We start from the raw sequence: 13717 nt of genomic DNA, 5'->3' as shown, positions 1-13717 counted from the left end.
CGTCTGTGCGAGCGGGCTCCGCCCCTACGGCCGGACCATCGCTTCGCGGAGTGGGACAGATGCATGTCATGGACTGTGTGGAGACAGAGGCGTTCACCTCCAGGCCCACGAACCATCCCTGACGTCCGGTTCGCCACTCACGCCCGACCACGAGCCGCGGGAGAGGTAGACTCCCCACCGTGAGCGATTCCCAGGCCGAGCTCCTCGAGCGCGCGCTGGCTGCCTTCGAGCACCACGAAGACGAGGAAGCCCTCCAGCAGTTGCTGTCGGCCTGGCGCGAGTCGCGCTCCGAGCGCCTCGCCCAGCTCATCGAGCGGCTGTCGGCGCTGCTCCCCGCCTGGCTCGATCCGTTCACGGGCCCCGTCGACCTGCCGCTGCTGGTCGAGGACCTCCTGCTGCTCGCGAACAATCGGTACCCTCGCGTGCTGGGCACCGAGCTCATCGACCACACGGACTGGTCCGCGGATCCCCGCCTCACCCCCGTGTTGCTCGCCCTCGCGCCCACGCCCGAGGCCCAGCAAGGCAGGGTCTTCGACCACCTCTGCGACCTGCTCGACCACATGAGCGACCCTCGCAGCCTCGGGCCACTCCAAGCCCTTCGCGCCGCCCTGCCTCCCGACACCGGTTACGCGAACAGGCTCGACGTCACGCTCCAACGCCTCGCCCGCCAGCAGGTCTCCACGCCCGACACGACGACCGCCACCCTGTGCGCCGCGCTCGAGCAGGCCCTCACCCGGCGCGAGGAAGCCACGGCCCGGAGCGCGCCCTTGCGCGAGTCACTCCTGGCCCGCGTCGCCGCCCATCCGGACGACGACGGCCCACGGCTGGTACTGGCCGACCACCTGCTGGAGCAGGGAGACCCACTCGGTGAGCTCATCACGCTCCAATGCCTGCCCCAGCGGGATGAGGTCCGCATCACGCGGCTGCTCGAGGTGCACGGGAACCGGTGGGCCGCGCTCCTCGGGCCCTGTGTCATGCACCAGAGCGTCCGCCTCGAGCGAGCCTTTCCGGTGGCCGTCACGGTCGCGATGGGACCCAACTGGCGCCTGCTGCCGCCTCCCGGGCCGTGCTGGAGCACCGTCCGGGAAGTCGACTGGAGCGGGACTGGCTACGCGGCGCAGGCGGCCTGTCTCGCGCACCCGCACCTGCGCCACGTGACGGTGCTGCGGCAGGTGAACGCCAGGCTCGCCCGGCGACTGGGTGAGCACCCCCTCCCGGTGCGACGGCTCGAGCTGCGGGGACAGCTCACCCACGAAGAGCCCGACGTGTTCGCGGGACTGGCCTCCCTGCCCCAGCTGTCACGGGTGGAGGTCCAGGAGGCCGAACCCCAGGACGTCCTCCTGTGTGCAAGCTCTCCGCTGGCCCGAAGGCTGGAGCGCTTCAAGGCGTCCAGGCCCCACGCCTGGGCCCTCACGGTATCGCCGGCGGCGAAAGTGCCCGTCGAGGCCACCCTGGAGCACGAGTCCCACTGCGCGGCCCTGGCGGAAACCCTCCGCTTCGCGACGGGGTTCGGTGTCCGCGAGCTCCGCATCCACTCCCGACGCCGACTCGGAGGCAGGCACCGGTCCCTGCTGGAGGCAGCCACCGGTGGCTACACGCGCGTCGAGTGGAACCTGCCTCGCGGCTTCTTCTGGTGACACCGTGTCGTCGAAGGCCCGCATCCAGGGCGACACGAGCAGTCCTCTCGGATGCGGGCAATCACAGGCGGATGACTGACACGGCATTCATATCGATGCAGACATCACTTCCCGAGGGCCCGGGATGTCAGGGTCTCGGGTGAAGATGCTCCCAGTTCGACACCACAGGGAGCCTTCAACCATGAAGACCGCCATCGCAGCCCTCACCCTGCTCGCGTCCACTTCCGCCTCCGCGTCCCTGACCCTCCGCTACGAGAACAAGGACTCCAAGGCGTACGCCGCCGAGGCCGTGTGCAGCGGGAGCAAGCAGGACCCGGTGGAGTTCTCCGCCAGCACCACGTCCTCGGTGTCCATCCAGGGCTCGTCGCCCTGCAAGGTGACGCTCAAGGGCAACACCATCACCTTCGACGGTGACGCGAACATCATCATCAAGGACGGGAAGAGCTCCCGGAAGTAGCCAGAAGCCCCCGCGGTCCCGTCCGACGACTCGAGCGGGCGGGAGCGCGCTTTCTCGCGTACACCCGACTCCGCGAGCACGTCTGTCCTATGCGCCTGCCGCGAGCGCATCCGCGAGCCGCGGAAACGCTGGCTTGAAACCAAGGTCTTCGCGGATGCGGCGCCCATCGAGGAGCACGTCGAAAGCGCGCGCGAATTCAGCATTCGAGCCATCAGGCGGCGGCGCCCCGACCGACGCGAAGAGCGTGGCGAGGTCAGGTGCCTCGTCGTCGACGACGTTGTAGATGCGGTGCGCGGGCGAAGGCGCCTCGAGCAAACGCGCGACGGCCTGCGCGATGTCCACGTGGTGGGCAATCGACATGCGTTGGGCCGCCGGGAAGCCGCGCATCATCGGTATCACCTCCTCGATATGAGGGTCTCCATCGCCGTACACGAACGGCAGGCGCAGCACCCGCACGTCGAGGCCTTCGACTCCGAGAAGGAACCGCTCGGCGGCGAGCTTGCTCACCGGATAGGCCGCGGTCGGCGCACAGGGAGCGTCCTCGCGGGTGAGGAGCCCCCCCGTCGAGCCATGGACCAGGCCGGTGCTCGTGAAGAGGAAGCGCTTCACGGACGCGGCACGTGAGGCGGTCGCGAGGTGCTGCGTGCCAAGGTCATTGACCGCGTGCGCCTGCTCGGGGGTCGCTCCGCGGAAGAACGCGGCGCAGTGGACCACGACGTCGACACCGCGCACGGCGGGCGCGAGCGAGCCCGCGTCGAGCAGGTCGCCCTGGACGAGCTCCACACGCGCCTCCTTCGGGAAGACAGCGCGCGTTGGCTCACGGACGAGGGCGCGCACTTCATGGCCACGCTCGGCCAGTCGCTGGGTGAGTCGGCTTCCGACTTTTCCGGTCGCTCCGGTGACAAGGATTTTCATGGGCCGAACGTTGCCCGCCCAGGCGCGTCGAAGATTGGAGAAAACGGACACGCGCACCCACGCTTGCGTCACCGTCGAGCGCGAGCCAGAGTCAGCGCATGCACGCGGGACTTGTTCATCGCAGTCACATCGCGCCGAGCGCCTCGGTCGCGTCCGCCGTGGCCGCGCTGTTCGTGGACGAGCGAGACCACGACGTGCAGGGCCTCCTGATTCCGCGTCCCGAGGTCCAGCTCGTCGTTCGGTTCGGGCCGGCGGCGCGAAGGGGCCTCGATGCACACGCGATGGGCGGAACGCAGCGGGTGCGTCGAAAGCGCATTCACGGCGGACAGAGGACCGTGACGGCGCGTCTCCACCTGGGCGCTCATGAGGCGGTGCTCGGCGTCCCGGCCTCCACCCTGGTCGGAGGCATCGTCGCACTCGAGGACCTGTGGGGCGATGCCGCGGCCCGGCGGCTCTTCGAGCGACTCGGAGACACCGACGACACGGCCCATGCGGCGGCAATCCTGGAGAGCGCCATCGCCGAACGCCTCGCGCGCACGGACGGGCGCCGCGCCCACCCACGACTCGCCCTCGATGCCGCCGAGAAGCTCGCGAGCGGCACGGTGAACGATGTCGCGGGCGGCATCGGTGTGAGCGAGAGACATCTCCGTCGCGTGTTCCGTGAGACCGTCGGAGTAGGCCCCAAGGCCTTCGCCAGGCTCGTCCGCTTCCATCGAGCGCTACGCGCCGGGCTCGAGGACGAACACGCCCACTGGGCCACCATCGCCGCCGACGCTGGCTATTACGACCAGGCGCACCTCATTGCCGAGTTCCGCGCGTTCACAGGCCTGACGCCACAGGGGTTTCTCGGCGAGCTCCGGGCGACGCCGGTGATCAGCTGACGCCCCGGCCCCGTGCCCCACGGCTTCCGGTCTCTTCTTCGGCTTGCCGGAGCTCGCGATGGAGCAGGCCCTGCACTTCGGTGACTCGACTCCGGGCCCCAGCGGAGGCGCGCCGCATGTTGACCCGCTCGAATCGAGGTGCGTACGCTGCGCCGCTCCTCGCAAGCCTCCGAGTCAGCCGCGCCATGAATCCAGCCCCCGCGACGCGCCCCTTTCTCTTCAACCACGGCGCCGCACTGGACGACGGCACGCTCTACGTTGCTGGCGTGGTCCGTGAGCTGGAAGATCGCGATGTGCCGCACACGATTCTGTGGGAACGCGTCGCGGGTGAGTGGCGCCGATTTCAGTGGAAGAACCGCACCTACGGCATGGTCGCCTACGCCCTCGGCGAGAGCCGAACCGTCGTCTATCTCGGCTACGACGGCACCCTGAAGGTTCGCAACGACGTCGCGGGCTCGAGCGAGGAGCAGCTCACCGCGGAAGACGACGGCCCGAGCGTGCTGCGCACCGTCTCCGGCCTCCGGGTCGTGGGAGATCGACTCTTCGTCGCGGGCATGCGCCGGATGGTCTTCAGCCGCCCCCTCGGTGGCTCGACCTGGGAGCGCGTGGATGAGGGCGTCCGGCAGGCGCGCGGCGACAGAGCCCTCGCTGGCATCTACACGCTCGATGGCCATCACCCCGGCTCCCTCTACGCGGCGGGGATTGGCGGCGAGGTGTGGCACCGCGCTGACGGCGCCTGGTCTCGGCTGGCATCCCCCACGGGAATGACGCTGTCAGCGCTCCGCTCGCTCGGCGACGCGCGCTTCGTCATGGGAGGCGAGCGCGGCGCACTGTGGCGCTTCGAGCACGGGGCGTGGAGCGCCGTGTCCCACCCATACACGGACGAGACCTTCAGCTGCATCCAGACGTGGCGTGGGCGGTGCTTCGTGTCCACCCAATCGGGTGCGGTGTTCGAGCTGTCCGCTGGAGACTCCCCATCGCTGGAGCCGTTCAGCGTCCCAGGCACGTCGAGGACCTCGTGGATGGCCGCCACCTCCGAGCACCTCTGGTTCTTCGGCAGCCACTCCGTGAGCGCCTGGTCCGAGGCGGGTTGGCGCGACGAGTCCCCTCCAGCCGCGCTCCTGGAGTGACGCCCCTTCTGACCATCCCAAGACGGAGACAGCCCCCTGCCCGAATCATCTCGCTCCATCTTCTTCGGCGCCAATGCCGCGAGGACCGGACACTTCGAGGGAACGGGGCCACTCGGGGTCAAGCCAGGCGGGCCCCATCGCGTACCTGTGGGGATGGTTCGCCAATCCCCTGCTGCTGTTGAGCCTGTGGATGCTGTGGAGCTCCGCGAAGGCGACGCCCTGAAGACGCTCGCGCTCGGGCTCCCCGCTCAGGTCGACCTGCTCCTGCTCGACGGAGCGAAGGCGCTCTATCCGGACATCCTGCGACTCATCGAGGACCGGCTCCGCCCAGGGGCACTCATCGTCGCCGACGACGCGGACGACAGCCCTGAGTACCTCGCTCGGGTCCGAGCCCCGAGGAATGGCTATCTCTCCACGCCCTTCGCGGTGGATGTCGAGCTGTCCGTCCGGGTCGGCCGAAGCGAAGTGAGAGGACGCGTCAAGGTGAACCCCCTGGCGTCTCGAACACCCCGCCCCCATGAAAACGGCGGCCCTCCCGGCAGTCCACGACCTCCGTGTCGAAGTCCGCCGCGTGTCTGGGGATAGACGATGAGCTCGCTCTTCGGCGGGAGGCTCCACCCTGCTCAGGCGGCCCTGCCCTCCATCAACCCGCGAATCTTCACCGCGTCCGCCTCCTCCATCGGGTTGTAGACCAGCATGGCCAGGTCGGGCCGGCCATCCACGGCGAAGGACGAGTACTCCAGCGTGATGGCGCCCAGCACGGGGTGGCGCAGCCGCTTCACGCCCTCGCCGAAGCTCCTCACGTCGTTGTCGCGCCACATCGCCGCGAACTCCGGGCTGTCCCGGCACAGCTCGTCCACCATCGGCTGCACCGTCTCGGCCGCCCCGGCGCGCGCCGCGTCGCCGCGGAACACACCGACCACGAAACGCGCCACCGCTTCCCAATCGAAGTTGAGCTCGCGCGCCTTCGGGTTCAGGAATATCTGTCGCAGCACGTTCCGGCGGTCCGGCGGCAGCGTGCCGTAGTCGGACAGGACCACGGCCGCGGCGCGGTTCCAGGCCACGATGTCCCACGTCGCGGTGCGCACCATCGCCGGGCAGACGCCCATCGCGTCCAGCACGCGCTGCAAGCGCGGCGTGACACCTTCGACGGGCCGGTAACGCACCTCCGGCGGACGCCCCAACCCCAGCAGGAACAGGTGCTCGCGCTCGACGTCGGTCAGCATCAGCGCCTGCGCGAGCCGGTCCAACACCTGCGCCGAGGGCGCGCCGCCCCGGCTGAACAACTGCTGCACCTTCGTCGAGGCCCTGCTGGTGAAGGCCTTCTCCGAGGTGCATGGCGCGGCCCTCTCCTGGGACGTGCGCCGCCACAGGCAGATGATGATTGCCTCCACCCAGGACTACTTCTCGCCCGTGACGGCTGCCGTCGAGTCCGGTATGGCCGTGCCGGCGCCGTCGGCGGACGTTCCTCCCCCCCTGGACACTCATCCAGGGGTGGCGCAGCCAGTGGGGCTCCGGGCACACCTTCTTCGTCGTGGGCTTCCACCCGGAGACGGACAAGGTTCTGGTGTTGGAGTCCAACGCTGGCTTCGGGCTCGACGGCGTCGGCTACCGTGGCCTTGGCAACCTGCGCGACGTCGGCCTCCAGCCGCCTGCGGACTGGTGGACGTGGAGCGAGGTGTGGACGTGGCGCCGCATCTGCTCGACGTACCCCTTCCGGCGGCAGGCCTGGCTGAAGGTCAAGGCGCGAACGGCAGCGAGGCGTTGAGCCCTTGGATGTTCGTGCTGACAGCGCCGCTGCCTCCGGGGCTATCGAGCGAGAGGCGGAGCCGCGTGGCTAAACGACCGCGCATGAATCCCGATCGGCTCGCAGGGTAGGCAGGCGCTGGAGGAGGAAGGAAGGGGCAGGCGCTCGCGCCGTTCGGCCTTGTGTGCGCAAGAACCGGATGAAGAAGCGAGCCCTGCCTCAGGGAAGGCAACAGCTGCGCCTGCGGTGTCCTGACCGCAGGCGGCTGATTCGCTGGGGAGAGAGGACTGGCTGCCCGCTCACCCTGCGGAGGTGCCTGGCGGTAGCGAAGGTGGCCAGTGGTCAGTCACGGGCGCAGGCCGCGCGGCAGCTGCTGTGCGCCACGTCCACGGTGGTGTCCGCGGTCCAGCGCTTCCAGAAGTCAGGCCGTGAGGGCCTCTTGGACGGGCGCGCTCAGAATGGGCAGCGCAAAGTGGACGAGAAATTCCGGCAGACGTTGTGCCGGGTGCTGGAAGGCACGCCGCAGCAGTCCGGTTGGCGGCGCACGACGTGGACGCGCGAGTTGCTGGTACGCGAGGTGGAGAGGCGAGGCCGGGTGCATGTCTCGCCCGCGACGATGGGACGTGCCTTGGCCTCGGTGGGGGCCAAGAGAAGGCGCCCGCGTCCCGTGGTGCGCTGTCCCTGGCCAGCGCGTCGACGCCAGCGGCGCCTCTGGCGGCTGAAATGCCATGCAGCCTTGGCCCGGCCGGACGAGCCCGTGCTTTTCGAGGATGAGATGGACGTGCACCTCAATCCGAAAATCGGCCCGGACTGGACGCTGCCAGGGCAGCGGCGCGAAGTGGTGACTCCCGGCAATAACCAGAAGCGTTACGTGGCCGGAGCGCTGGACGCGAGTACGGCCCAGATGACTTGGGTGCAGGGGGAGAAGAAGACGAGTGCGCTCTTCATCGACCTGGTGCGTGCCGTGGATGCTTCCTACCCCCAGGCCAGGCGCCTGCATTTCATCCTCGACAATGCAGCCACCCACTCCAGCAAGAAGACGAAGAAGGCCCTGGAGGGCCTGGGCGAGCGAGTGGTGCTGCACTTCCTGCCGCCGTACTGCCCGGAAGGCAACCGCATCGAGCGCGTGTGGTGGGACGTGCACGCCAACGTCACCCGCAATCACCGCTGCAAGAAGATGGAGGCGCTCATGGCCGAGGTGGACGCCTACCTCGATGCGCGCAACACGCAAAAGACGGCCAGCCCCCTGCTGCGCGCCGCACCTGTTCGGCGCGCAGCTTGAGACTGTTCGGGAATTAAGATCGGTCGTTTATGCTCTTGCCGCGCACCTCATGGGAGGGCGACCTGGGCAGGCGTGTCCCTCAAGGGGCTCAAGCGGCCTCTCAACCGACCGGGTGCGCTGCTCGGGCGGCCCCTGTCAGCGGCCCTCCTCGGCCCCGGCGCTCCAGCACGCCACCCCTCAACAGGCATTCCATCCTTCCTATACTCGGTCAGCGCTTCAGCCAGGTCAGCTTCCAGAGATCGTCGTAGAACTCGCTCGCGCCGCCGTCGGACGATGCCCCACCGTTCAGGTACAGCTCGTAGGCGGTGGGCGTCTCGCGCACGAAGGAGATGCCTCCGACGCGGGCCGGGGGAATGGGCGAGCCGGAGGCGAAGGCCACCTCGGTCCACCGGTTGTCCTTCACCGAGTAGAACCACAGGTCGCTGGAGAGGCCGTCGAAGCGCTGCCCACCGAAGACGACCAGCCCGCCATGGAGGGTGTCGAAGAACGACACCGCGTTGTCGCGCGGCGCAGGAAGGGGCCCCGCCGGCTGGAGCCGGGTCCACGTGAGCGTCTCGAGGTTCAGCGACCAGAGGTCGTTCTCGTAGTTCGTCGGACCGAAGAGCTCCCCGGCCGGCGTATCGGGGCCTTGATCCGCTCCGAGGCGGTAGCCCCCAAAGACAATCAGCGAGTGGCTGTCCGGGTCGTACCCGCCCGCGACCCAGGCGCGAGGCGCGGGCTTCTCACCAGTCGTCGTGACGAGCCGCCAGCCCGTGTCCTCGTCATGGACGGCGACATCGTTGCGAAGACCGGTGGACGTCGTGGCGAAGCGTGGAAGCGTGTTGCCCACGCCGCCAAACGCATAACGGGTCTTCTTGCCGGACTGGCCTGCCCGGGGCACCTCCACCACCAGGGCGGAGGAGCGGCGCACGGCGAACGGATCTCCCAGGTTCTCGGAGGACACCTGCTCCCATTGCTGGCTCTGCACGTGGTAGGTCCACATCTCGGGGAACATCAGGTCCGAGCCCGTCCGGAACCGGCCCCGCCCTCCCACGATGCTCACGCAGTCGTCGCACGGACCGGGAGTCATCAGGGCCTCGGCGCGAGCAGCGGGCGGCGGCGAGGTCAGCTTCCTCCAGGTGGCCGTGGCGACGTCGAAGGCATGGAAGTCATTGACGGTGAAGTCATCCGGGAAGTTCCCGCTCTGGCCGCCGAAGCGGTAGACGACGGCCGGATCCCCGCTCGTGCGGGAGAACGACGCACTGGCCTCCCAGAGCGCGGGCGGAACGTCTCCGTGCTGCTCGACGGGCTCCCAGCGCGGGCTCTCGCAGCACCTGGGCGGCGAAGGCTTCTCGGAACCACAAGCGGTCAACACGAGCACGGCGGTGAGGCCGCAGCCGCGGAGAAGCAGGGCCAGGCGGGAGCGTGCGTGGGAGGTGGACGGTGTCCTGAGGGTCATGGCCGATGAATACCCCAGGGGCGCTCAGTTGCCGAGGAGGTTCGCTACGATCTCGTCGACACTGGTGACCACGAGCGTCTGCGCGTCCGACCCGCAGACGAACCAGTGGGGCGAGCCGCAGTCGGCCTTCTGCCGGAACGCGGCGAACTCGGCGAGCGCGGCCGCCGTATCCCCGGCGGCAACAAGCGAGGCGATGCTCTCGAGCTTCTTCTGCAACGTGCGGATGTGGTTCGCGTTCACCCGCTCCTGGTTGTGCCCCCCAGCTGCCCATCGGCGGGATCGGTCGAGATCTCACCTAATACGACTTGGTCACATCCGTGAGGGCAGCTCAGGCGGAGCTCTGGGATTGATGGCCCTGTTGCAGAGCGGGCAGGTGCCAATCTGCCGGAGCAGAAGCGGCTGAAGCGCACGCCGCACCATCGGCAGCGTCCATCGCACTCGGCTCCGGGGGGAAAAGCGCTCGACGGAGCGCGAGGAAGCCGTGGGCCACGGCGCAGAGGGTGGCGTGGTGGTGGAAGCCACGCCATGAGCGCCCTTCGAAGTGGTCGAGTCCCACTTCTGCCTTCAACTCCTGGTAGTCACGCTCGACGCGCCAGCGCAGCTTGGTGAGGCGCACGAGTTGCTTCAGGGAAATATTCGCAGGCAGAGTCGAGAGGTGGAACTTGGTGGGCTGCTTCTCGTTCTTGGGCCACTCACAGAGCAGCCATTGCTCGTCGCCCGGGGCCAACCCAACCGAGTGCCCATGGGCGATGCGGATGCGCAGCGCGGCGAAACGTGAACGCTTGCGCCCCTTGGTGCCTTCACCCCAGCGGACCGACTTCCAAGCGGTGGGGGGCAGGTCAGCAGCAAGCTTCTGGGCGGCAGCGGGCTTCGCGTCACCATAGCGGTAGCGGGTGCGCGTAGGCCCACTCATTCCCGCGGGTTTCGGGGGAATGGGCGGAGGCGCGAATCCTGGAGGCCAGAGCACCGAGTCGCCGCGGATACCGACGATGTACGGCAGCCCTCGGCGCGTGAGCTCCTCGCGAAACTCGACTTCATTTCCGTAGCCTGAGTCCGCCAGGAAAAGACGTGGCTTGACGCCCCAGTCGAGCGCACGCTCGAGTAGCCCGAGGGCGATGTCCCGCTTCGTTTTGAACGAGACATCTTCGGGCACGCCCGCCTTGTGCAATCGCTCCGGGGCGGATGTCCATTCCGCCGGTAGGTACAGCTGCATCCCGATGCAGCCACTGCTCTTCTCTCCCGCCAAATGCAGACTGACGGCCACCTGGCAGTTGTCAGTCCGGCCCAAGGTGCCCGAATACTGCCTGGCGACGCCTACCGAATGCTTGCCCTTCTTGGGAAAGCCCGTGTCATCCAGTACCAGCGCCTCGATGTCCGGCAGCTCTGCTTCCAGCTTCAGTGCCAGTCGGCGCATGACCTCCTCGTCCGCCCATGCGCTGCCGCTAACGCACTGTTGGAAGCGCTGGCGCATGGCCTCCTGCTCGCCAGCGGCCTCCACCAGTCGCCCCGCCATCGGGTCGATGCTCTTGCGCTCGCCTTCGAGCAACAGACCCTTGACGTACCAGTCCATCGCCCGTCGCCGCTCCACGCGGCCCAGGCCTGAGAACATCGATTCAAGGAAGCTCTCCAGCTCTCCCTCCAACCGCTTCAGCTGCGTCGGCGTCATGCATGGGGAACAGTCCGCCCGCCCTCACGCATTCTGAAGTGACCAAGTCGTATTAGATGCTGGCCGCCGTCCACGGCTGGCCGGCCTGCCCTGGGCGACCCACCGTGGGCAGTTGCGGCTCGGTCGGGCTAGGGCTGGGCGCGGAAGGCGGCGTAGGCCACGAGGAGCTGCAGCAGTTGGAGTATCAGGCCGGCGACGAGGATGAGCTTGTGATGCCTCTCGCTGGTGCCCAGGGTGTCCTTCTTCATGGCTTGTCCTTGGGGAGCGGACCACTCGCCAGCACCACGCTGCGAGACGCGATCTGCTCCACACATGAAGGTTCCGAGCCTTTTTTGGCCGAGGGCCGCAGAACATCTATGCCCGGTGCCGAGAAGGCAGGCACGAGATTGATGCCTGCGGCGACCATGGAAAGGGAGCATGTCCTGGGGCCGGACTTGCGGGGCGCGGCGGCTAGACCGGCTCAAGATCCCGAGCTTGCCTTGCGACACGCGGTGCTGGAGGGCCATGAGGGCGCGACGTTGCGGCGCGACGCGCTCAGCAGCCGGGCCCCGGTTGCCTTAGCCAATCACCCGCACCCCAATCTCCCCGGTACCGCGTCGCTCTGGCCCCCGCTCGCGCTGGCATGCGAGGGCGACGGCCCAGAACTTGTCCGCGTGCCCGCGGTTGGTGCGCTCGGCGTCGAAGGAAACCTTCCCCGAGGGCAGCACGCGCCGCTTGATGGAGTGAATCTGCCCGACAAGTTCACGCTGGCGCGGCAGCGTCACATCGCGGCGCTGGAGGAGAATCTTGAAGTCAGTCGCCCAGCGCTCCTTGGCCTCGTTGGTGAAGTTCTCCTCCACCACCTGGGGGAAGTCGCGGGCGAGGTTCTCCGCGAGGTTCATGCCGATGCCGCTGCGGTCGACGCTGAGACGAGCCACGGGAAGCACGGACAGCAGACGACGGAGGTGCGCCTCCTGCTCCGCGAAGGGCACGCCCTCGAAGCTGCGCAGCATGCGGCAGGTGAAGCGGCCCTCCACCTCTTCGAAGACGGCCAGCTCCGAGCGGTCTCTCGTGCGGCCCACGTCGAAGCCCGCCACCAGTCGGCCCTGGGGGACGGGCACGTCGGACGCGTCCTGGGCCAGCGGTAGCTCGTCGGTGGTGCACGGGAGGATGAGCTCGTAGGGGAGGAAGCTGTAGGACTCGTCGACGTAAAAGGCATTCGAACTCCTGCTGGAAGTCCTCCTGGGGCAGGGAGTCGAACTGCTCCACGAGGACGGGGCGTCCGAAGCGAGCGACGCGCTCCTCGGTGGACATGAGGGGCGCCTCCACTGCGGGCGCCTCACGTTCAGGCTGAAGAAGCGGCACAGCCACCAGGGCACCAGTTGGCGGGTGTGGTGCGGGTACTTCCGCAGCTCCTGGGTGTCTATCTCCCAGAAGATGCCGCGCCGGCCGAGCGGGGTGCTGCCCCCTGTGAGTTGTCCATGCGAGCGCAGGATGAGGGCGGTGCTGCCTGTATAGACTTCGCGGTCGTTGACCAGGTGCGCCAGCTCGTCGAGGTAGACATCGCCGCGCTTGCCGCGCGGAGGCTTGGCGGGAACGGAGATGATGCGCGAGAGGCGCCGGCCTCGGGAGTTTGACTCGAAGGCCAGCTCCGTCTTGGCATCCGTCACGAGCTTCTTCTGGTAGGCGAGCGGCAGCTCCTCGTACACCTGCCGGGCGATGAGCACCTTCTCGACGGCGTCCGAGAGGTTGTACGAAACGAAGACCGCCGTGTGGCCGTCGCGCAGGTGGCACCGCGCCAGGGCCTCGAGGGCGAAGAGGAAGGAGAAGCCCACCTGGCGGCTCTTCGCCACCCACCTGAATCGGGAGCGGTTGCCGAGAAAGGACTGCTGGTACGGCTCCAGCACCACCGGCTCGCTGTCGTAGTTGCACAGGCCGGAGATGAAGCCCGACTCGGTGGCCAGCCACTGGGTGAGGTCATCCTCGGTGCGCTTGACGATGCTGAGCGTCACGCTGTCCTCCTTCAGCCGAGGCCGACGGAAATGGCCGAGGAGCGAGCGGCATCCTCGAGGACGCCGAGTACCTCGGGCTGCCAGAGGAGCTGGTAGGCGGAATGGTCCTGGAGGGTGCGAGGGACGGCCTCGGCGTAGTCCTGGCCCGCGTCCGTCAGCTCCCACTCCTCGTGCTCGTTGCGCCGCTGGAGGCCGCACGCCTCCAGGCGGAGGTTCATCTTCCTGGCGGAAAGCCCCACCTTCTGGCCGAGCTGCGTGGCGGTGAGCCGCGCGGGTGGCTCGGCGGCGGCCGACAGCCCCCTGCGATGGGGCTCCATCGTCAGCCCCGTGTCCGTGTGGATGGCGTCGAGCGCGCGGGCCGCTGCCAGCTCCGGCGTGAGGCCCGGGATGAACGAAGCGAGCGTCCTGGCCACTTCCAGGTGGGCCAGCACCAGGTCCTGGAGCGGTGAGATGGGGGCCAGGCGTGGCTGTGGTGACGGAGCGCCTGACGCCGTGTGGCTGCCCGTCTTGCGGCGTGCCTCGAAGTTGAAATGGGCCAGCGGATGCACAGCGACTCCTCTCGGGGAAAGGCCG

The 13717-nt window shown here is 68.4% G+C and carries 14 protein-coding genes; 7 read left to right on the top strand and 7 right to left on the bottom strand.

What is annotated here, in order from left to right; genetic code table 11:
• Positions 1-179 precede the first annotated feature (179 nt).
• Both QEG98_RS33530 and QEG98_RS33525 read left to right on the top strand, forming a co-directional pair.
• Positions 180-1637, top strand: coding sequence for a TIGR02996 domain-containing protein (locus tag QEG98_RS33530; RefSeq protein WP_316564179.1), 1458 nt, complete (start codon positions 180-182; stop codon positions 1635-1637).
• A 181-nt stretch (positions 1638-1818) separates the two neighbouring features.
• Positions 1819-2094, top strand: a complete 276-nt coding sequence (locus tag QEG98_RS33525; protein WP_316564178.1) for a hypothetical protein — start codon at positions 1819-1821, stop codon at positions 2092-2094.
• Between the two features lie 87 nt (positions 2095-2181).
• Here the strand turns inward: QEG98_RS33525 and QEG98_RS33520 are convergent, their stop codons facing one another.
• Positions 2182-3009, bottom strand: coding sequence for an NAD(P)-dependent oxidoreductase (locus QEG98_RS33520; protein WP_316564177.1), 828 nt, complete (start codon positions 3007-3009; stop codon positions 2182-2184).
• Positions 3010-3167: 158 nt separating this feature from the next.
• Here QEG98_RS33520 and QEG98_RS33515 point away from each other — a divergent pair, with 158 nt between their 5' ends.
• From QEG98_RS33515 to QEG98_RS33505, 3 genes are all read left to right on the top strand, one after another.
• On the top strand, positions 3168-3890 hold the full coding sequence (locus tag QEG98_RS33515; protein ID WP_316564176.1) for a helix-turn-helix transcriptional regulator: 723 nt from the start codon (positions 3168-3170) through the stop codon (positions 3888-3890).
• A 185-nt stretch (positions 3891-4075) separates the two neighbouring features.
• Positions 4076-5020, top strand: a complete 945-nt coding sequence (locus QEG98_RS33510) for a hypothetical protein (RefSeq protein ID WP_316564175.1) — start codon at positions 4076-4078, stop codon at positions 5018-5020.
• Positions 5021-5215: 195 nt separating this feature from the next.
• Positions 5216-5605 (top strand): hypothetical protein, encoded by a 390-nt coding sequence (locus tag QEG98_RS33505; protein WP_316564174.1) that lies wholly within the window; start codon positions 5216-5218, stop codon positions 5603-5605.
• Positions 5606-5643: 38 nt separating this feature from the next.
• Here QEG98_RS33505 and QEG98_RS33500 read toward each other — a convergent pair whose 3' ends face one another.
• A complete protein-coding gene (locus QEG98_RS33500; RefSeq protein WP_316564173.1) occupies positions 5644-6414 on the bottom strand; it encodes a transcriptional regulator in 771 nt (256 codons plus the stop codon).
• Positions 6415-6554: 140 nt separating this feature from the next.
• Between QEG98_RS33500 and QEG98_RS33495 the strand changes: the two genes are divergently transcribed.
• Together QEG98_RS33495 and QEG98_RS33490 are read left to right on the top strand one after the other, a co-directional pair.
• Positions 6555-6788, top strand: coding sequence for a hypothetical protein (locus QEG98_RS33495; protein WP_316564172.1), 234 nt, complete (start codon positions 6555-6557; stop codon positions 6786-6788).
• A gap of 178 nt (positions 6789-6966) precedes the next feature.
• On the top strand, positions 6967-8049 hold the full coding sequence (locus tag QEG98_RS33490; protein WP_316564171.1) for an IS630 family transposase: 1083 nt from the start codon (positions 6967-6969) through the stop codon (positions 8047-8049).
• A gap of 208 nt (positions 8050-8257) precedes the next feature.
• On the opposite strand, the gene QEG98_RS33485 is transcribed toward QEG98_RS33490, so the two are convergent.
• The 5 genes from QEG98_RS33485 to QEG98_RS33465 all read right to left on the bottom strand — a co-directional run bounded on the left by QEG98_RS33485 (position 8258) and on the right by QEG98_RS33465 (position 13692).
• A complete protein-coding gene (locus tag QEG98_RS33485) occupies positions 8258-9409 on the bottom strand; it encodes a kelch repeat-containing protein (protein WP_316564170.1) in 1152 nt (383 codons plus the stop codon).
• A 102-nt stretch (positions 9410-9511) separates the two neighbouring features.
• Entirely contained in the window at positions 9512-9727 is a 216-nt protein-coding gene (locus QEG98_RS33480; RefSeq protein ID WP_316564169.1) for a hypothetical protein, read from the bottom strand.
• An 88-nt stretch (positions 9728-9815) separates the two neighbouring features.
• Positions 9816-11057, bottom strand: coding sequence for an IS701 family transposase (locus QEG98_RS33475; RefSeq protein ID WP_316564168.1), 1242 nt, complete (start codon positions 11055-11057; stop codon positions 9816-9818).
• Positions 11058-11710: 653 nt separating this feature from the next.
• Positions 11711-13144 (bottom strand): hypothetical protein, encoded by a 1434-nt coding sequence (locus QEG98_RS33470; RefSeq protein ID WP_316564167.1) that lies wholly within the window; start codon positions 13142-13144, stop codon positions 11711-11713.
• Positions 13145-13155: 11 nt separating this feature from the next.
• Positions 13156-13692 (bottom strand): hypothetical protein, encoded by a 537-nt coding sequence (locus QEG98_RS33465; RefSeq protein ID WP_316564166.1) that lies wholly within the window; start codon positions 13690-13692, stop codon positions 13156-13158.
• Positions 13693-13717: the final 25 nt, after the last annotated feature.

The organism is Myxococcus sp. MxC21-1 (assembly GCF_032612255.1).
Classification (GTDB): Bacteria; Myxococcota; Myxococcia; order Myxococcales; family Myxococcaceae; genus Myxococcus; species Myxococcus virescens.
The sequence above is the reverse complement of the archived record's forward strand: the minus strand, read 5'-3'. Positions and strand labels throughout refer to the sequence as shown.